The sequence below is a fragment of the Bradyrhizobium sp. USDA 4532 genome (assembly GCF_024171315.1).
GTDB classification, from domain to species: domain Bacteria; phylum Pseudomonadota; class Alphaproteobacteria; order Rhizobiales; family Xanthobacteraceae; genus Bradyrhizobium; species Bradyrhizobium australafricanum.
Window position 1 is genome coordinate 4,604,301 of record NZ_JALJZN010000001.1, and the last position, 19,013, is coordinate 4,623,313.

The window sequence follows — 19,013 nt, forward strand, 5'->3', positions numbered from 1 at the left end:
TCGCGAAGCAGTCCGGAGCAAAGCAGCTCTGGATTGCTGCCTCGCGGGTGCGGGCGCGCAGCTTACGCCGCGTTGCTGCCTTCCTGGCGGCTTGCCTCGAACAGGAACCAGGTGCGGCGCTCGGTTTCGTCGATGAAGGTTTCGAGCAGGCCTGCGGTGCCGGAGTCCTCCTGGTCGTCAGCCAGCTTGTGCGCCTTGCGCATCGCAGCCGCCATGTGCTTGTTGTCTTGCATCAACTCGCGCAGCATTTCGCGCGGCGGCACATAATCGTCGTCATTGTCCTTGATGGTCTGGTGCCTGGCGATATCGCCGATCGACTTCAGCGTCGCGCCGCCAAGCTTGCGCACCCGCTCGGCGAGCTGGTCGGTGGTCGCGAAGATCGCCTCCGACTGCTCGTCCAGCAACAAATGGTAATCATGGAAATGCCGGCCGCTGACGTGCCAATGGAAATTCTTGGTTTTCAAATAGAGCGCGAAGGCGTCGGCCAGAAGCGTGTTGAGCGAGGCCGAGATCGTGTCCACCGCAGCCTGCGGCAGGTCGCTCGGCGTGTCGAGATCGGGCGAGATCTTGTCAGTCTTGGCTTTGCTCACGTTGGACCTTCCTGTTAGGAACCCGTATTTCGGCGCATTGAACATTGGCCGCCGGACCGCTAACGCATCATCAGCCCACCCGTTCCTGAGGCCAGGAACCCGTTCTGCCGGATACCAAACGCGATGGATGAATGGATCGATTATTACGATTCCACGCATACGATCTATGCGAGCCGACTGCACCGTGACCTGCATTTCCAGATCATCGCAAACGACATCATCGGCTACATCGCTTCGCCGGATGCCGTGGTGCTCGACTATGCCTGCGGCGAGGCGCTGTCGGCGGCGAAGGTCGCCAATGCCTGCGCCCAGCTCTATCTGGCGGAGCCGGCGCCCGGCGTACGCGGCCGTCTGGTCGCGCGCTTTGCGCCCGACACCCGCATCCGTGTCCGCTCGCTCGATGACCTGAAGCACATGGACGCGGACTCGATCGACCTCGTGGTGATGAACTCGGTGGCGCAATACATGACGCCGCAGGAGCTCGATTCCGCGTTCGACGTGATCCACCGCCTGCTGAAGCCCTCGGGCCGGTTCGTGCTCGGCGATATCCTGCGGCCTGAAGTCGGGATGGCGAGGGACGTCGCGGCCCTGCTGCGCTTTGCGGCGACCCACGGTTTCCTGCGCGATGCGCTGGTCGGGCTGGCTTCAACCGCGCTGTCCGACTACCGCCAGCTGCGCACCCGGATCGGACTGCAGCGCTACCGCGAGGACGAGATGATCGCCAAGCTCGGCGCCGCGGGGTTCAGCGCCCGCCGCGCGCCGCGCAACATCGGGCACAATCCGTGGCGGATGACGTTCGTGGCGCACCACTGATCCTGGGTTGCGCCGGCTATTAACGTTACCCATCAGTAAACGTGGCGGCCGCTGAAATAATCAGCAATGATCCACTCGGCCCGGTGGCGGAAGCTTCGACGCGGCAGTGGTGCAACACTGTTTATCCTGGTTCAAATCCAGGCCGGGCCTCCAGCCTTCGCTGCTGACGCAGCTTCGGCTCGGCAGGCCTTCTCGTAGCGAAGGCTGCCGCGGCGTAGCCCGCAGGGCGAAGCCGGGCCGGTAGCCCCTCCCAATCCCGAGCACCCCCAACCGGGCATACGCCGAATGCGGATTTTCCCCCAGAATCGCGGTTGATTGCGCGTTTTTGGGGGTTTCGCGGGTGCGGAAACTGGTCTAAAGACCACCCGCGCGCGAGGGATCGCGCTTCCGGCGCTACAACATGTAGCGCATGGCTCGAGGGACGCGCGGGAAGCGCGCCCTTTTTTTGTGCCTAAATTCCAGTCCGCGAGAGCTGATGCCCAAAAGAACCGACATCTCCACCATCCTGATCATCGGCGCCGGTCCCATCGTGATCGGCCAAGCCTGCGAGTTCGACTACTCCGGCACGCAGGCCTGCAAGACGCTCAAGGAAGAGGGCTATCGGATCGTCCTGGTCAATTCCAACCCGGCGACGATCATGACCGACCCGGAGCTGGCGGATGCGACCTATATCGAGCCGATCACGCCCGAAATCGTCGCCAAGATCATCGAAAAGGAACGCCACGTCGTGCCCGGCGGCTTCGCGCTGCTGCCGACCATGGGCGGCCAGACCGCGCTGAACTGCGCGCTGTCGCTGCGCAAGCAGGGTACGCTGGAGAAGTTCGACGTCGAGATGATCGGCGCCACCGCCGACGCCATCGACAAGGCCGAAGACCGCCAGTTGTTCCGCGACGCCATGGAGAAGATCGGGCTGCAGACGCCGAGGTCGCGGCTCGCCAATGCGTCGGCGCTGAAGAAGTCCGACCGCGACAAATACCTCGCCGATCAGGCCAAGCTGTCCGGCCCCGAGCTCGAAGCCTTCGAACGGCAGTGGGAAGGCGGCGAGAACGAGCGGCGCAAGCGCTACCAGCAGCAGGCCTTGGCCGAAGCGCTGATGGCGCTGTCCGACATCGGCCTGCCCGCGATCATCCGCCCCTCCTTCACGCTCGGCGGCACCGGCGGCGGCATCGCCTACAACAAGGAAGAATATCTCGACATCATCGAGCGCGGCCTCGATGCCTCGCCGACCAACGAGGTGCTGATCGAGGAATCCGTCCTCGGCTGGAAAGAGTTCGAGATGGAGGTGGTGCGCGACAAGAAGGACAATTGCATCATCATCTGCTCGATCGAGAACGTCGATCCGATGGGCGTGCACACCGGCGATTCCATCACGGTGGCGCCGGCGCTGACGCTCACCGACAAGGAATACCAGATCATGCGCGACGCATCGATTGCGGTGCTGCGCGAGATCGGGGTCGAGACCGGCGGCTCCAACGTGCAGTTCGGCATCAATCCGGACGACGGCCGCATGGTCGTGATCGAGATGAATCCGCGCGTGTCGCGCTCGTCGGCGCTGGCCTCGAAGGCCACCGGCTTCCCGATCGCCAAGGTCGCCGCCAAGCTTGCGATCGGCTACACGCTCGACGAGATCGCCAACGACATCACCGGCGGCGCGACGCCGGCCTCGTTCGAGCCGACGATCGACTACGTCGTCACCAAGATTCCGCGCTTTGCGTTCGAGAAATTCCCCGGCGCCTCCTCCACGCTGACCACCTCGATGAAGTCGGTCGGCGAGGTGATGGCGATCGGTCGCACTTTCCAGGAGAGCCTGCAGAAGGCCCTGCGCGGGCTCGAGACCGGGCTGACCGGCCTCGACGAGATCGACATCGAGGGCCTCGGCCGCAGCGACGACAAGAACGCGATCCGCGCGGCGCTCGGCACGCCGACGCCGAACCGCCTGCTGCAGGTCGCGCAGGCGATGCGGCTCGGCTGGTCCAACGAGGATATCTTCAATTCCTGCAAGATCGATCCCTGGTTCCTCGCGGAGCTGCGCGCCATCGTCGAGATGGAAGGCAAGATCCGCAGCAGCGGCCTGCCGACCAATGCGTTCGCCATGCGGATGCTGAAGGCGATGGGCTTCTCCGACGCACGGCTCGCCGTGCTCACGGAGACCACCGAGGCCGACGTCACCGCCAAGCGCCACGCGCTCGGGGTGCGCCCGGTATTCAAGCGCATCGACACCTGCGCGGCGGAGTTCGCTTCACCGACCGCCTACATGTATTCGACCTATGAGCGGCCGTTCGCCGGCGAATTTGCCGATGAGAGCGCGCCGTCGGACCGCAAGAAGGTGATCATCCTCGGCGGCGGCCCGAACCGCATCGGCCAGGGCATCGAGTTCGACTATTGCTGCTGCCACGCCTGCTTCGCGCTCGAGGACGCCGGTTACGAGACCATCATGGTCAACTGCAACCCGGAAACGGTGTCGACCGACTACGACACCGCCGACCGGCTGTATTTCGAGCCGCTGACCGCCGAGGACGTGCTCGAGATCATCGCGACCGAGCGCAAGAACGGCACGCTGCACGGCGTGATCGTGCAGTTCGGCGGCCAGACCCCGCTGAAGCTTGCCCGCGCGCTCGAAGCCGCCGAAGTGCCGATCCTCGGCACCTCGCCCGACGCGATCGACCTCGCCGAGGACCGCGACCGCTTCAAGCGCGTGCTCGACAAGCTGCGTCTCAAGCAGCCGAAGAACGGCATCGCCTATTCGGTCGAGCAGGCCCGCCTCGTCGCCGGCGATCTCGACCTGCCGCTGGTGGTGCGTCCGTCCTACGTGCTCGGCGGCCGCGCGATGCAGATCATCCGCGAGGAGAACCAGCTCAACGACTACCTGCTGGGAACGCTGCCCGAGCTGGTGCCCGCCGACATCAAGGCGCGCTACCCGAACGACAAGACCGGGCAAATCAACACCGTGCTCGGCAAGAACCCGCTGCTGTTCGACCGCTATCTGTCCGACGCGACCGAAGTCGACGTCGACTGCCTCTGCGACGGCAAGGACACCTTCATCGTCGGCATCATGGAGCACATCGAGGAAGCCGGCATCCATTCCGGCGACTCCGCCTGCTCGCTGCCGCCGCATTCGCTCGACGCCAAGACCATCGAGGAGCTGGAGCGGCAGACCCGCGAGCTCGCGCTCGGGCTCGACGTGGTCGGCCTGATGAACGTGCAATACGCCATCAAGGACGGCGAGATCTACGTGCTCGAGGTCAACCCGCGCGCATCCCGCACCGTGCCGTTCGTCGCCAAGGTGATCGGCACGCCGGTCGCCAAGATCGCGGCGCGGATCATGGCCGGCGAAAAGCTCGCCGACTTCAAGCTGAAGAAGAAGAAGCTCGGCCATGTCGGCGTGAAGGAATCGGTATTCCCGTTCGCGCGTTTCCCCGGCGTCGATACTGTGCTCGGACCGGAGATGCGTTCGACCGGCGAAGTGATGGGCATCGACCGCTCCTTCGAGGTCGCGTTCGCGAAGAGCCAGCTCGGCGGCGGCACGCGCGTGCCGCGGCAGGGCACGGTGTTCGTTTCGGTGCGCGGCGACGACAAGATGCGCATCGCGGATGCGGTGCGGCTGTTGCACTCGCTCGGCTTCAAGGTGATGGCAACCTCGGGCACGCAGCGCTACCTCAGCGACAACGGCGTGCCGACGGAAAAGGTGAACAAGGTGCTCGAAGGCCGTCCGCACATCGTCGACGCCATCACCAATGGCGACGTCCAGCTGGTCTTCAATACCACCGAAGGTCCGCAGGCGCTGGCCGACAGCCGCTCGCTGCGGCGGGCTGCCCTCTTGCATAAAGTGCCATATTACACCACTCTTTCGGGCGCGGTGGCGGCCGCACGGGGAATCCGGGCCTATCGGGCCGGGGACCTTGAGGTCCGCACGCTTCAGAGTTACTTTTCCGAAAGCTGACCGCTGCCCGGGCTGAAGGCCCGAAGCGGTCAATTAGCCGAATGGCTGGAACTCACCGCGCGATTGGATGTTGTCACGGCCCTTAGCGGGGCCGAATATCACTGGGCTTCCGGGCGCGTTGGCGCCCTGATTCCTGCGTTAGCTGAACTGGATATTCGTGCACGGCCGCCGGGCGCGCGCGATGAAGGACGAAGATGATGGATAAGGTTCCGATGACCGCGGGCGGATACGCCGCGCTGACGGACGAGTTGAAGCATCGCCAATCGGTGGATCGTCCGCGCATCATCGAACACATCGCGGAGGCGCGCTCGCACGGCGATCTCTCGGAGAACGCCGAGTATCACGCCGCCAAGGAAGAGCAGTCGCACAACGAGGGCCGCATCGCCGAGCTCGAGGACAAGCTCGCGCGCGCCGACATCATCGACATTTCGAAACTGTCAGGCGACACCATCAAGTTCGGCGCGACCGTGACGCTGATCGATGAGGACACCGAGAAGAAGGCGGTGTGGCAGATCGTCGGCGAAGTCGAGGCCGACGCCAAGAAGGGCCGCATCTCCATCACCTCGCCGCTCGCGCGCGCGCTGATCGGCAAGAAGAAGGGGACCACCGTCGAGGTGATGGCGCCGGGCGGCGCCAAGGCCTACGAGATCACCAAGGTCGAGTGGCGGTAGTTACCTTCACGTGACTGGTGCAGAAAAGCCGCGTCCCGCACGCGGCTTTTTTTATGCCCCGCGCTTCTCCCCGGTCTGACAGCAATGTGAATGGAGAGCCGCTGCACGCCATGCCAGTGAGGCCGTGACATGTTTATGCAGTATAATCATGTCGGGGGACGGAGTTCGGGCTGACGATTGCGTCGCAACACGCATCGCTGCGCGTCACCGTGTCACTGCCGCGTTCTCTCGCAACTGCCATCGCGCGAGGAATGATTCCAGGCGCAAGGTGTTGACATCACACTCCGGTGGCGGACACCGTGTGTTTCTGCATCTTGCAACGTTCCAGTGTGTCAAACAGGGGGTAAATGACAATGGACCAGATGTTCTCCAAGCTCCAGCCGGTGGCGCTCAGCCTGTTCCGGTTCATCACCGGACTGCTGCTGTTTCAGTTCGGCGTTGCCAAAATTTTCAAATTCCCACCCGGGACAATGTTCGAGAAGGTCGAGCTGTTCTCATTGATCGGCGCGGCCGGCGCCCTCGAATTGGTGCTCGGCGGGCTCCTGATGATTGGCCTGTTCTCGCGGATCGTAGCCTTTATCCTGGCGGGTGAAATGGCCTTCGCTTACTTCATCGGCCATTTCCCAAAAGGGTTCTACCCGCTGCTCAATAACGGCAGTCTGGCGATCGCGTTCTGCTTCGCCTGCCTCTACCTCGCGACCTCGGGTCCGGGTCCGATCAGCGTCGACGCTGCGATGGGGAAGAGGTAGCAGCGCTAGGCGCTTCCCACTCATTGACGACGTCATTCCGGGATGGCGCGTTAGCGTCAGACCCGGAATCTCGAGATTCCGGGCTCAATGCTAACGCATCGCCCCGGAATGACGCGCACGGCGCTCTAGCCGACCGCCTTCAATCCCAGCGGCACCGCGGCCTCATATTTCGAATTGTGCAGCACCAGTGACGTCCTGACGTTGCGCACATGCGGCGCGGCCGTCAGGTGGGTGACGAAATCCTGGAACGTCGCCATGTCGGGCGCGACGCATTTGAGGATGAAGTCGACTTCGCCCGACAGCATCCAGCATTCCCGCACCAGCGGCTCGGCGCGCACGAAATTCTCGAAGGCGCGGAGATCGGCGTCAGCCTGGCTCGACAGATGCACCGAGGCGAACACCGTGACGTCGTAGCCGAGGCGGCGCGGATCGAGCAGGCCGCGGTATCCCTGGATGTAGCCTTCCTCCTCCAGCGCCCGGACCCTGCGCAGGCAGGGCGGCGGCGAGATACCGACGCGCTTGGCCAGTTCCACATTGGTGATTCGGCCATCGGCCTGGATCTCGGCGAGGATTTTGAGGTCGATCTCGTCAAGGTTCTTCGACACGCGACTACAGTTCCCTAGGGGTTTGGAAGGCTTGGCGGGTCCGCCGGCAACTCTCATAGCGCAGCCCGCTGGCATTGCGCAATTTTATTGCGCGTGCAGCGCACGATTTCGCGAATGTGACTTCAGTTCCGGGGAAAAATCGCTGCCATGGATTGCAAATCTTGCATAGCTTCCCAGATATCCTAGACTTGGATTTGACACTTTTAGCACCGCCGTGACCTGCTTCCGGGGTGCTTCCCACACAAGTCCCCGTCAAAGTCCCCAGAAGAGAGGGATCAGCTAATGCCCGCGCCTGTCCACGCCAAGGTCGTCATCATCGGGTCCGGCCCCGCCGGCTACACCGCAGCGATCTACGCGGCGCGCGCGATGCTCGAGCCGGTGCTGATCCAGGGCATCCAGCCGGGCGGGCAGCTCACCATCACCACCGACGTCGAGAACTATCCCGGCTTCGCCGATGTGATCCAGGGCCCCTGGCTGATGGAGCAGATGGAGAAGCAGGCGGCCCATGTCGGCACCAAGATCGTCACCGATCTTGTCAACAAGCTGGAACTCGGCCAGCGCCCGTTTCGCCTGACCTGCGATTCCGGCGACGTCTATCTCGCCGAGACCGTGATCCTCGCCACCGGCGCCCAGGCGCGCTGGCTCGGACTGCCCTCGGAAGCAAAGTTCCAGGGCGGCGGGGTGTCGGCCTGCGCGACCTGCGACGGCTTCTTCTACCGCGGCAAGGACGTCGTGGTGGTCGGGGGCGGCAACACCGCGGTCGAGGAAGCGCTGTACCTGACCAATCACGCCTCCCAGGTCACCATCGTGCATCGCCGCGATCATTTCCGCGCCGAGCGCATCCTGCAGGAGCGGCTGTTCAAGAATCCCAAGATCAAGGTGGTGTGGGATTCGGCGATCGACGAAATCTGCGGATCGGAGAACCCGAACAAGGTCACCCATGTGCGGCTGAAGAACGTCAAGACCGGTGCGCTCACGAACCTCAAAACCGACGGCGTCTTCATCGCGATCGGCCATGCGCCGGCGACGGAGCTCGTCAAAGGCCAGATCAAGCTGAAACCGTCGGGCTACGTCGAGGTTGCGCCGAACTCCACCGCGACCTCGATGCCCGGCCTGTTCGCCGCGGGCGACGTGGCGGATGAAACCTTCCGGCAGGCGGTCACCGCCGCCGGCCTCGGCTGCATGGCTGCGCTCGAGGCGGAACGCTTCCTGGCTCTTCGCGCGAGCGATCGCGCAGCGGCGGAATAATCATGGCACGATCTCGCGACGGATTTACGGATATGGATTGGGACAAGCTGAAGGTCTTTCACGCAGCGGCGGAGGCGGGCAGCTTCACGCATGCCGGCGAACAGCTTGGCCTGTCGCAATCGGCGGTCTCCCGCCAGGTCAGCGCGCTGGAGCAGGAGCTCTCGGTGTCGTTGTTTCACCGCCACGCCCGCGGCCTGATCCTCACCGAGCAGGGCGACCTCCTGTTCCGCACCGCGCATGACGTGTTCATGCAGCTGCAGGCGGCCCGCGCAAAGCTCACCGACAGCCGCGAGCGGCCGAGCGGCGACCTCAAGATCACGACGCCCCCGGCGCTCGGCATCAACTGGCTGATCCCGCGGCTCGACGAGTTCACCGCGCTCTATCCCGACATCCGGATTTCGCTGATCGTCACCGACGAGGATCTCGACCTCTCGATGCGCGAGGCCGACGTCGCGATCCGCACCCGCAAGCCGACCCAGCCGGACCTGATCCAGCGTAAGCTGTTCTCCATCGGCTTCCATGCCTACTGCTCGCCGGAATACATCAAGCGCTTCGGCACGCCACGCACGCTCGATGATCTCGACTCGCACCGCATCATCATGCTCGGCGACTCGCAGGTGCCGGCGCATCTGCAGAACCGCAGCTGGCTGATCGATGCCGGCCGCAACGGCTCCGGTCCGCGCGAGCCCTACTTCAAGGTCAACAACATCCTCGGCCTCGTGCGCGCCTGCCAGCAGGGCCTCGGCATCGCCGCGCTGCCGGACTATCTGGTCGAACAGAACAACCTCGTGCAGCTGTTCGGCGAGTCCGACTCGATCGCGCTCGACACCTACTTCGTCTATCCGGAAGAGCTGAAGACGGTGGCCCGGGTGCAGGTGTTCCGCGACTTCGTGGTCAGCAAGGCGCAGCGCTGGCCGTCGTGATTAAGCCGCCCTTATAGGGCTGCTTTATAGGGATATCCGTGCTGCCCCCGGTCTCCGCATGACTGACATGCGACCTGGATAGTTGCTGCAAGCCGTCGATGGGGATCATAGTGCTTACACGCTGAGCGTTCGCGTCGCGCATATGTCCCCCTCCTCCAGTGGCGCGGAAGTTCAGTAATCCCTCTTGGAAGGTGATTGTGTCGGCCTCACGTGGCCAATACCTTAAGCCGGGCTCACTCGAGCCCGGCTTTTTTTCATCGCCGTGCCTTTTCACCTCCATGGCATGCGCAAAACGCGCCGCACGCGCCGGTCAGCATGTGCATTGACAACAACCTCGCAGCGCAGCATCATTATCCCATGATCACGACTTCGTGCGCCGTTCTGTCGTCGAAAAAAGCTCCCCTCCCGGGGACACGAGATCGCGCGCGATAAGATCACCTTCGCATTCAGACCGATCCCGAAACCCCGCCGCCTGGACGGGGTTTTTTGTTGGTCCCGTCTCCGGCTTTGCCTTCTTAAGGAGATGGAACATGACCGATCTACATCAGCAATTGCAGGGCCTCTGGCTGCCTTTGATCACGCCATTCCGTAACGGCGAGCTCGACGTCACGTCGCTGCGGCGTCTCGTACGGCACTACGCCAATGGCCGCGTCGACGGGTTCATTCTCGGCGCAACCTCCGGCGAGGGCATGGCGCTCAGCGTGGAGGAACTGGAGGGGCTGGTGAGCGTCGTGCTCGACGAGCTCAGTGCCAGCTCCCGCCATTTGCCGGTCTGTCTCGGGCTCTCCGGCGCCTCGACCGCCCGGATGAAGGAAGCGCTGGATGATACGGCCGACTGGCCGATCAACGGCTATCTGATCGCCAGCCCCTATTACATCAGGCCCTCGCAGCGCGGGCTCGTGCAGCACTTCAACGCGCTCGCCGATCACGCGTCGTGGCCGATCGTGCTTTACAACATTCCCTATCGCACGGCGGTGAACCTGACCAACGAGACGCTGCTGGCGCTCGCGGACCATCCGAACATCGCCGGCATGAAGGATTGCTGCGCCGACCGCGCGCAGTCGATCGACTTCCTCAACCGCCGGCCGGCCGGCTTTCGCGTGCTGACCGGCGAGGACGCGCAAACCTTCGATGCGCTCTCGGACGGCGCCGACGGCGCGATCCTGCTGTCCGCACATCTGGAAACAAACACCTTCGCTGCGATCCGCACGCTGCTGCAGCAGGGCCAGCGCGACGCGGCGCTGGCCGCCTGGCAGAGCGTCGTCGGCCTGACGAGGCTGCTGTTCGCCGAACCGAGCCCCGCGCCGGCCAAGCACTGGCTGTGGCGGCAGGGGCTGATCGACAGCCCCGAGGTGCGGCTGCCAATGGTCGCGGTCAGCGAGGATCTCGCAACCTGGCTCGACGCCGAGATGGAGCGCCGCGCGCAGCTGCTGCTGCCAGCGTGATCGCTCCGCTCCCTCTCCCCGTTCTTACGGGGAGAGGGCTGGGGTGAGGGGCTGCTTCCGCACAAAAGGCGAGAGACAGACTCGTGGAGAGCCCCCCTCACCCGGATCGCATTTTGCGATGCGATCCGACCTCTCCCCGCAAGCGGGGCGAGGTAAGAGACGCCTAGTCCAGCTTCACCTGCGAAAGCCGCAGCGCATTGCCGATCACGCTGACCGAAGACAGCGCCATCGCGGCGGCGCCGACCATCGGCGACAGCAGGATGCCGAACAGCGGATACAGCATGCCGGCTGCGATTGGCACGCCGGCGGCGTTGTAGACGAACGCGAACGCCAGGTTCTGGCGGATGTTGCGCATGGTCGCGACCGACAGCCGCCGCGCGCGCACCAGGCCCATCAGGTCGCCGGTGAGTAGCGTGACGCCGGCGCTCTCGATCGCGACGTCGGTGCCGCCGCCCATCGCGATGCCGACATCGGCGGCGGCGAGCGCCGGTGCGTCATTGACGCCGTCGCCGGCCATCGCGACGGTGCGCCCCTCGCCGCGCAGCCGCTGCACGACCTCGCTCTTGCGCTCCGGCAGAACGCCGGCCTCGACGTCGCCGATGCCGAGCGTCTTTGCCACCGCCCGCGCGGTGGTCTCGTTGTCGCCGGTCAGCATCACGATGCGCAGGCCCTCGGCACGCAGTGCCTGCAGCGCGCTGGTCGCGGACGGCTTCACCGGATCGGCAATCGCGATCACCCCGGCGATGCGGCCATCGACCGCGACATAGATCGCCGTCGCGCCGTCCCGCCGTGCGGCCTCGGCCGCCTCGTCGAGCGCTGCCGTCGCGATCTTCAGCTCGGCCATCAGCACCGCGTTGCCGAGCGCAACCTGCCTGCCCCCGACCGTGCCGGTCGCGCCCTTGCCGGAGGGCGAGGCGAAATTGCTGACGGCGGACGATGCGAGCTTGCGCTCCCCGGCGGCGGCGATAATCGCCTGCGCCAGCGGGTGCTCGCTGCCCTGCTCGACACTGGCGGCAACGCGCAGCAGATCGCTCTCGTCGAATCCTTCGGCGGCAATGACGCGCACGACCTTCGGCTTGCCCTCGGTGAGCGTTCCGGTCTTGTCGATGACCAGCGTATCGATCGCCTCCATCCGCTCCAGCGCCTGCGCGTCGCGGATCAGGATGCCGGAATGCGCCCCGCGGCCGACGCCGACCATGATCGACATCGGCGTCGCCAACCCCAGCGCGCAGGGGCAGGCGATGATCAGCACCGTGACGGCGGCGACCAGCGCGAAGGTCAGGCGCGGCTCGGGGCCGAACACCGTCCAGGCGATGAAGGCGAGCACGGCAGCGGCGATCACCGCCGGCACGAACCAGCCGGCGACACGATCGGCCAGCCGCTGGATCGGCGCGCGTGAGCGCTGCGCCTTCGCCACCATGTCGACGATCCGCGACAGCATGGTGTCGCGGCCGATCTTCTCGGCGCGCATCACGAGGCCGCCGCTCTGGTTGACCGTACCGCCGATCACGCTCGCGCCTTCGGCCTTCGTGACCGGCATCGACTCGCCTGTGACCATGGACTCGTCGATGACCGCACTGCCCTCGACGACGACGCCGTCGACCGGAACCTTCTCGCCCGGCCGCACGCGAAGGCGGTCGCCGACCTTGATCGCATCGATGTCGATGTCCTCGTCGCCATGATCGGTGATTCGCCGCGCGGTCTTCGGCGCGAGACCGAGCAGCGCGCGGATCGCGCCCGAGGTCTGCGCGCGGGCGCGCAATTCCAGCACCTGGCCAAGCAGCACCAGCACCGTGATCACCGCCGCCGCCTCGAAATACACCGCGACCGCGCCATGCATGTCGCGGAACGCGGGCGGGAATAGCTGCGGCGCCAGCGTCGCGACCACGCTGTAGACATAGGCAACGCCGGTGCCCATCGCGATCAGCGTGAACATGTTGAGATTGCGGGTGACCAGCGACTGCCAGCCGCGCACGAAGAACGGCGCGCCGGCCCACAGCACGACCGGCGTCGCCAGCACGAGTGAGACCCAGTTCGACCAGTGCTGCGGCACCAGCTGCATCAATCCGAGATGGCTGCCCATCTCGAGCACGAACACCGGCACGGTCAGCGCGAGACCGATCCAGAACCGCCGCGTCATGTCGATCAGTTCGGGATCTGGACCGTCGTCGAGCGAGACCTGCTCGGGCTCCAGCGCCATGCCGCAGATCGGGCAGCTGCCGGGGCCGACCTGGCGCACCTCGGGATGCATCGGGCAGGTGTAGATGGTGCCCGCGGGCGCCGGCGGCTCCTCTTCACGCGGCTTGAGATACTTCTCAGGGTCGGCCTCGAAACGCTCGCGGCAGCGGCCGCTGCAGAACAGGTACTCCTCGCCCTGGTAGCTGAAGCGATGCTTGGCGGTCGCCGGGTCGACCTTCATGCCGCAGACCGGATCGATCGCGAACGCCGTCTCGGCCGGCGGCGTGTCGTGATCATGCTTGCCGCCGCAGCAGGAATGCGCGGCCGCGCCATTGTGGTGATGATCCGCGTGCGAATGGTCGTGCTTTGCGTGTGCCACGAAACTCTTCCCGGCCGGTAACCCGACCTCTTGATTTAGATACCCTAGGGGGGTATATGAGACCTATGAGAGACGAGGTCAAGACATCCTGCTTAAAACGGCTCAAACGGATCGAAGGTCAGATCCGCGGATTGGCCGCCATGGTCGAGGACGACCGCTATTGCATCGACGTGGTGACGCAGATCGCGGCCGCGCGCGCGGCGCTGCGCCGCGTCGAGGAAGAGGTGCTGCGCGATCATGTGGCGCATTGCGTCGAGCATGCGATCTCGTCCGGCGACAAGGCCGACCAGCGGCGCAAGATCGCCGAGCTGATGGACGTGATCGGCCGTGCGGATAGGTGATCTAAGCGCCAGCCCATACTCGATGTCGTCCCTGCGTTCGCATTGCGAAAGCAGGGACCCATAATCACAGGACGCCGGGATGGAGCGAGCTAGGCCACAGCTCGCTTCAACAACGCGACCCTGTGGTTATGGGTCCCGGGTCGCGCTTCGCTTGCCCGGGACGACGTGGGAAAGAGCGGCACCCGCACATTCAGCGTCGTCCCGGCCTTCGCCGGGACGACGTGGGGAGAAAGCTCTCTCGAAATCGATGCTCAGGTATTGAATCTGAAATGCATGACGTCGCCGTCGGCGACGACGTACTCCTTGCCTTCAAGCCGCAGCTTGCCGGCATCGCGCGCGCCGGCTTCGCCGTTGCCGGCGATGTAGTCGGCATAGGCGATGGTCTCGGCACGGATGAAGCCCTTCTCGAAATCGGTATGGATCACGCCGGCGGCAGCGGGCGCCTTGGTGCCGCGGTCGATGGTCCAGGCGCGGGCTTCCTTCGGGCCGACGGTGAAATAGGTGATGAGATCGAGCAGCCGGTAGCCGGCGCGGATCAGCCGATCGAGGCCGGCCTCTTCCAGACCCAGCGTCTCCAGGAAGTCAGTGCGTTCCTCACGCGACAACGTCGCGATTTCGGATTCGATCTTGGCCGAGATCACGACCGCGACCGCGCCCTCCTCCTTGGCGCGCTCGAACACTGCCTTGGAGAAATTGTTGCCGTCCTTGGCCGAGCCTTCCTCGACGTTGCAGACGTACAGCACGGGCTTCGAGGTCAAGAGCCCGAGCATGCGGAACGCACGCTCCTCCTCCGGCTTGCGTTCCAGTCCGCGGGCAGGCTTGCCGTCGCGCAGCAACACCAGCGCGCGGTTGACCAGCTCGAGCTGCTCCTTGGCTTCCTTGTCGTTGCCCTTGGCCTTCTTCGAGAGGTTGTCGACGCGCTTCTCGAGGCTGTCGAGATCGGACAGCATCAGCTCGGTCTCGATGGTCTCGATGTCGGCGAGCGGCGCGATCTTGCCTTCGACATGGGTGATGTCGGAATCCTCGAAGCAGCGCACCACATGGGCGATGGCGTCGACCTCGCGGATGTTGGCGAGGAACTGGTTGCCGAGACCTTCGCCCTGCGACGCGCCGCGGACGAGGCCCGCGATGTCGACGAAGGTCAGCCGGGTCGGAATGATCTGAGCGGACTTCGCGACCGCCGCGAGCTTCTCCAGCCGCGGATCGGGCACCGCGACCTCGCCGACATTCGGCTCGATGGTGCAGAACGGATAGTTCGCCGCCTGGGCGGCCGCCGTCTCGGTCAGCGCATTGAACAGCGTCGACTTGCCGACGTTAGGCAGCCCGACGATCCCGCATTTGAATCCCATGTCTTCCTCGATAATCTCTGGTTCGTCATGGCGGGCTCGTGCCGATGACGGATAAGGGAGATCAGGCCGGCTTCTCGCCGCCGTTCTCACCCTTGTCGAAAAATCCCTTGGCCTGCATCGTCAGATGCACCTTGTTGGCGAACGACGCGTCGTGCCCCGCAGCCAGCAGGCCGGCATTGTCGGCGACGGCCTGGCACAAGGCCTCCACCCACGCCCGGTCGCTCTTGGCGAAGTCCGACAGCACGTGGCTGTGCACGAGCTCCTTGACGCCGGGATGACCGATCCCGAGCCGCACCCGCCGATACTCGTTGCCGATATGCGCGGAGATCGAGCGCAGGCCGTTGTGGCCGGCGATCCCGCCGCCGATCTTGACCCGCACCTTGGCGGGCGGCAGTTCGAGCTCGTCCTGGAACACGGTGATGTCGGAGGGCGCGAGCTTGAAGAAGTTCGCCGCTTCCTGCACCGCGCGCCCGGAGTCGTTCATGTAGGTGGTCGGCTTCAGCAGCACGACCTTCTCGCGATCGACGACGCCCTCGGAGGTCTCGCCCTGAAAGCGACGGCGCCATGGTCCGAAACCATGACGCCGTGCAATCTCATCGACCGCCAGGAAACCGATATTGTGCCGGTTGCTGGCGTATTTCGCGCCGGGATTACCGAGACCGACAAAGAGGCGCATGGCGCGGCATCCCGCGTCGGCGCGCCATCAGACGATCGCGCGCCGACCTGATCGATTACTTCTTCTTGTCGCCACCGGCGGGAGCCTTGGCACCCGCGGCCGGAGCCGCAGCACCCGCAGCCGGAGCCGCCGCAGCGGCCGGAGCTGCAGCACCCGCGGCCGGAGCAGCGCCACCGGCAGCAGCCGCAGCCGCAGCTTTCTGCTCTTCGGCGTAGCCGGACGGCGGCACGAGGGTGACCAGGGTCGCGTCCTCGCGGGTCAGCGACTTCACGCCCTTGGGCAGCTTGATGTCGGTGAGATGCAGCGAGTGGCTGATCTCGAGGCTGCCGACGTCGGCTTCGATGTATTGCGGAATGTTGTCGACCGCGCATTCGAGCTCGAGCGCGTGGGTGACGATGTTCACGGTGCCGCCGCGCTTGACGCCGGGGGCGGTTTCGGCGTTCACGACGTGCAGCGGCACGCTGACGCGGATGGTGGCGCCTTCGCCGAGCCGCATGAAGTCGACATGGACCGGGAAGTCCTTCACCGGGTCGAGGTGGTAGTCGCGCGGAATCACGCGATGCTTCTTGCCCTCGAGATCGATGTCGAACAGCGTGGTGAGGAACCGGCCCGCCAGGATGCGCTGGCGCAGTTCACGGTCGTCGACCGAGATGGTGACGGGGGGCTGGTTGTCTCCGTAGATCACTCCGGGAACTCTCCCGGCGCGACGCTCTGCCCGGGCGGCCCCCTTGCCGCTCTTCGGACGCGCGGTCGCCTTCAATTCCTTGACGGTCGCCATAGCGTTAAGTCCTTGTATTTAAAAAGTTAAAGGCCGCAGCGCGGCCCATGCTCAGGTCCACAGCAAGCCTCCAGGGGTGCGGGGGCCGCGGACGTGGCGGGCTTTTAGCCCCAAAGGGCCGAAATGACAAGGAAATGAAGGGATTTTTCTTGGGTTACCGAGCGAGGATCGTAGCCCGGATGGAGCGAAGCGAAATCCGGGACCACTGCCTCCGCGGGCCGGCCCCGGATTGCGCTTCGCTCCATCCGCTACGGGGCTGCGCTCCGGGCCGTATCAGCCGGCCGTACCGCCGAGCTTGGCCTCCAGCGCCGCGATCCTCGCCTTCAGCGCCTCGTTCTCCTCGCGCGCCAGGCGGGCCATGTCCTTGACCGCGTCGAATTCCTCGCGCTTCACCACGTCGAGGTCGCGCAAGATCCGTTCCGCCTGGTTGCGCATGACCGTGTCGACCTCGCGCTTGACGCCCTGGGCGGCGCCCGCGGCATCGTTCATCAGACGGCCGATCTCATCGAAAAACCGGTTGCTGGTCTGGGTCATTTCGCAAAACTCTCCGCGTTCACTGCCTCGCGCCAAAGACAATGGCGATCTCAGCCATCCGGTTCAAGTCCGCCGCGAATGGCAGGCCTCCCGAGGCTTGCCTTGTCATGCTCCGGTTTCCTTGCAATCGTATGAACTCACAACAGAAATCGCACACATAACGCGAGCAGAAACGCCATGATCGACCAGACCGTCGAGATCCCGACCAAGGACGGCAAGACCAGTACCTTCATCACCCATCCCGAGCGCGGCGGCCCCTTCCCCGTCGTCATCTTCTACATGGACGCGCCGGCGATCCGCGAGGAGCTGCGCGACATGGCGCGCCGGCTCGGCACGTCAGGCTATTATGTGATGCTGCCCAATTTGTATTACCGCGCCGGCGTGATGGAGCTCGGCCCGATCAATCCCGATCCGGAATCGCCCGAGCGCAAGCGCATGTTCGAGCTGATGCACTCGCTCAACATCCCGCTGGTGATGGAAGACACCAAGGGCCTGCTCGCCTATGCCGAGACGCAGAAGGCCGCCAACACCAGGATCATCGGCACTGTCGGCTATTGCATGAGCGGCCGCTATGCGGTGAACGCGGCGACGCATTTCGGCGATCGCGTCAAGGCCGCCGCCTCGGTCTACGGCACGCATCTGGCGACCGACCAGCCCGACAGTCCGCATCTTGCCGCGCAAAAGACAAAGGCCGAACTCTATTTCGCCTGCGCCGAGACCGATATCTACGCGCCCCAGGACATCATCGAGCAGGTGAAGGCCGGCATGAAGGGATCGAACAACGAGGTCGAGATCTATCCCGGCACGCATCACGGCTTTGCGTTCCCCAAGCGTCCGGTCTATGACCGCGACGCCGCCGAACGCCATTGGGAGCGGCTCCTCGCGCTTTACCGGCGCAACCTCGTGGGCTGAGCCTCAAGACGCACGATGCCGTTCCTGCTGATCGACTTTCCGGTGTTCAATCCCGTCGCGCTCTCGCTCGGGCCGATCGTGATCCGCTGGTATGCGCTGGCCTACATCGTCGGCATCGTGCTGGGCTGGATCTACGCCCGCTCGCTGATCAAGAAAGAGCGGCTGTGGGGCGGCCCGGCGCCGATCACGCTGCCGCAGCTCGACGATTTCATCCTCTGGGTCACCATCGGCATCATCGTCGGCGGCCGCACCGGCTATGTGCTGTTCTACAATTTGCCCTTCTTCATCGCGCATCCGGCCGAAATCCTCGAATTGTGGAAGGGCGGCATGTCGTTCCACGGCGGCTTCCTCGGCTGCGTCGCCGCGGTGATGCTGTTTGCCCGCCGCAACAACATCCCGATCCTGTCGCTCGGTGACATCACCACCGCGGTCGCGCCGATCGGGCTGTTCCTCGGCCGGCTCGCCAATTTCATCAACAGCGAATTATGGGGCCGTCACGCCGATCCGAGCCTGCCCTGGGCCATGATCTTCCCTAATGGCGGGCCGCTGCCGCGGCATCCGAGCCAGCTCTACGAGGCCGGGCTCGAGGGCATCGTGCTGTTCGCGGCGCTGGCGATCATGATCCGGATGGGTGCGCTCAAGCGTCCCGGCCTGATCCTCGGCAGCTTCATCACGATCTATGGCGTTGCCCGAATCATCGGCGAGCACTTCAGGGAGCCCGACCCGCAACTCGGATTCCTGTGGGGCGGACTAACCATGGGCATGCTGCTGTCGGTGCCAATGATCATCGTGGGCGTTATCATCATCACGGCCGCCGTCCGCCGCAGGGCGAACGGTCCGGCACCGAGTTCAACCTGAACAAGTTCAATCCAAAGCAAGTGC

At 64.8% G+C, this 19,013-nt stretch carries 17 protein-coding genes and 1 tRNA gene; 11 read left to right on the plus strand and 7 right to left on the minus strand.

The features are described from left to right. Positions 1–62 precede the first annotated feature (62 nt). Entirely contained in the window at positions 63–590 is a 528-nt protein-coding gene (locus J2R76_RS21005; RefSeq protein WP_253624877.1) for a Dps family protein, read from the minus strand. 123 nt (positions 591–713) lie between these two features. On the opposite strand from J2R76_RS21005, the gene J2R76_RS21010 reads away from it, so the two are divergent. The 5 genes from J2R76_RS21010 to J2R76_RS21030 all read left to right on the plus strand — a co-directional run bounded on the left by J2R76_RS21010 (position 714) and on the right by J2R76_RS21030 (position 6,763). Further along, positions 714–1,403: a class I SAM-dependent methyltransferase gene (locus J2R76_RS21010; protein WP_057017034.1), complete on the plus strand. Its 690-nt coding sequence runs from the start codon at positions 714–716 to the stop codon at positions 1,401–1,403. A gap of 77 nt (positions 1,404–1,480) precedes the next feature. Continuing rightward, positions 1,481–1,556, plus strand: a tRNA-OTHER gene (locus J2R76_RS21015). Between the two features lie 322 nt (positions 1,557–1,878). Next, positions 1,879–5,343 (plus strand): carbamoyl-phosphate synthase large subunit, encoded by a 3,465-nt coding sequence (gene carB / locus J2R76_RS21020; RefSeq protein ID WP_253624879.1) that lies wholly within the window; start codon positions 1,879–1,881, stop codon positions 5,341–5,343. A gap of 197 nt (positions 5,344–5,540) precedes the next feature. Continuing rightward, positions 5,541–6,014: a transcription elongation factor GreA gene (gene greA, locus J2R76_RS21025; RefSeq protein WP_018269816.1), complete on the plus strand. Its 474-nt coding sequence runs from the start codon at positions 5,541–5,543 to the stop codon at positions 6,012–6,014. A 353-nt stretch (positions 6,015–6,367) separates the two neighbouring features. Beyond that, complete coding sequence (locus J2R76_RS21030) at positions 6,368–6,763, plus strand: DoxX family protein (protein WP_057017035.1); 396 nt, start codon at positions 6,368–6,370, stop codon at positions 6,761–6,763. Positions 6,764–6,888: 125 nt separating this feature from the next. Here the strand turns inward: J2R76_RS21030 and J2R76_RS21035 are convergent, their stop codons facing one another. Further along, entirely contained in the window at positions 6,889–7,368 is a 480-nt protein-coding gene (locus J2R76_RS21035; protein ID WP_016845095.1) for an Lrp/AsnC family transcriptional regulator, read from the minus strand. A gap of 282 nt (positions 7,369–7,650) precedes the next feature. On the opposite strand from J2R76_RS21035, the gene trxB reads away from it, so the two are divergent. From trxB to dapA, 3 genes are all read left to right on the plus strand, one after another. After that, complete coding sequence (trxB, locus tag J2R76_RS21040; RefSeq protein WP_057017037.1) at positions 7,651–8,616, plus strand: thioredoxin-disulfide reductase; 966 nt, start codon at positions 7,651–7,653, stop codon at positions 8,614–8,616. 2 nt (positions 8,617–8,618) lie between these two features. Continuing rightward, positions 8,619–9,539: a LysR family transcriptional regulator gene (locus J2R76_RS21045; RefSeq protein ID WP_026192264.1), complete on the plus strand. Its 921-nt coding sequence runs from the start codon at positions 8,619–8,621 to the stop codon at positions 9,537–9,539. Positions 9,540–10,069: 530 nt separating this feature from the next. Beyond that, complete coding sequence (dapA, locus tag J2R76_RS21050; RefSeq protein WP_253624881.1) at positions 10,070–10,984, plus strand: 4-hydroxy-tetrahydrodipicolinate synthase; 915 nt, start codon at positions 10,070–10,072, stop codon at positions 10,982–10,984. A 163-nt stretch (positions 10,985–11,147) separates the two neighbouring features. Here dapA and J2R76_RS21055 read toward each other — a convergent pair whose 3' ends face one another. Continuing rightward, the gene (locus J2R76_RS21055) at positions 11,148–13,541 is read right to left on the minus strand and encodes a heavy metal translocating P-type ATPase (RefSeq protein WP_309143549.1); all 2,394 of its coding nucleotides are present in this window, start codon (positions 13,539–13,541) and stop codon (positions 11,148–11,150) included. Between the two features lie 65 nt (positions 13,542–13,606). Between J2R76_RS21055 and J2R76_RS21060 the strand changes: the two genes are divergently transcribed. Continuing rightward, positions 13,607–13,882: a metal-sensitive transcriptional regulator gene (locus J2R76_RS21060; RefSeq protein ID WP_018269815.1), complete on the plus strand. Its 276-nt coding sequence runs from the start codon at positions 13,607–13,609 to the stop codon at positions 13,880–13,882. Positions 13,883–14,133: 251 nt separating this feature from the next. Here J2R76_RS21060 and ychF read toward each other — a convergent pair whose 3' ends face one another. The 4 genes from ychF to J2R76_RS21080 all read right to left on the minus strand — a co-directional run bounded on the left by ychF (position 14,134) and on the right by J2R76_RS21080 (position 17,219). Beyond that, positions 14,134–15,231: a redox-regulated ATPase YchF gene (ychF, locus tag J2R76_RS21065; protein WP_057016605.1), complete on the minus strand. Its 1,098-nt coding sequence runs from the start codon at positions 15,229–15,231 to the stop codon at positions 14,134–14,136. Positions 15,232–15,292: 61 nt separating this feature from the next. Next, positions 15,293–15,907 carry an aminoacyl-tRNA hydrolase gene (gene pth / locus J2R76_RS21070; protein ID WP_253624882.1) on the minus strand — a complete coding sequence of 205 codons (615 nt, stop codon included), beginning with the start codon at positions 15,905–15,907 and terminating at the stop codon, positions 15,293–15,295. A 55-nt stretch (positions 15,908–15,962) separates the two neighbouring features. After that, a complete protein-coding gene (locus J2R76_RS21075) occupies positions 15,963–16,685 on the minus strand; it encodes a 50S ribosomal protein L25/general stress protein Ctc (RefSeq protein WP_168856580.1) in 723 nt (240 codons plus the stop codon). A gap of 273 nt (positions 16,686–16,958) precedes the next feature. Further along, the gene (locus tag J2R76_RS21080) at positions 16,959–17,219 is read right to left on the minus strand and encodes an accessory factor UbiK family protein (RefSeq protein WP_050384261.1); all 261 of its coding nucleotides are present in this window, start codon (positions 17,217–17,219) and stop codon (positions 16,959–16,961) included. Positions 17,220–17,396: 177 nt separating this feature from the next. Between J2R76_RS21080 and J2R76_RS21085 the strand changes: the two genes are divergently transcribed. Further along, complete coding sequence (locus J2R76_RS21085) at positions 17,397–18,131, plus strand: dienelactone hydrolase family protein (RefSeq protein WP_253624884.1); 735 nt, start codon at positions 17,397–17,399, stop codon at positions 18,129–18,131. Positions 18,132–18,146: 15 nt separating this feature from the next. Next, entirely contained in the window at positions 18,147–18,989 is an 843-nt protein-coding gene (gene lgt / locus J2R76_RS21090) for a prolipoprotein diacylglyceryl transferase (RefSeq protein WP_057016609.1), read from the plus strand. The last annotated feature ends 24 nt before the right edge of the window (positions 18,990–19,013 follow it).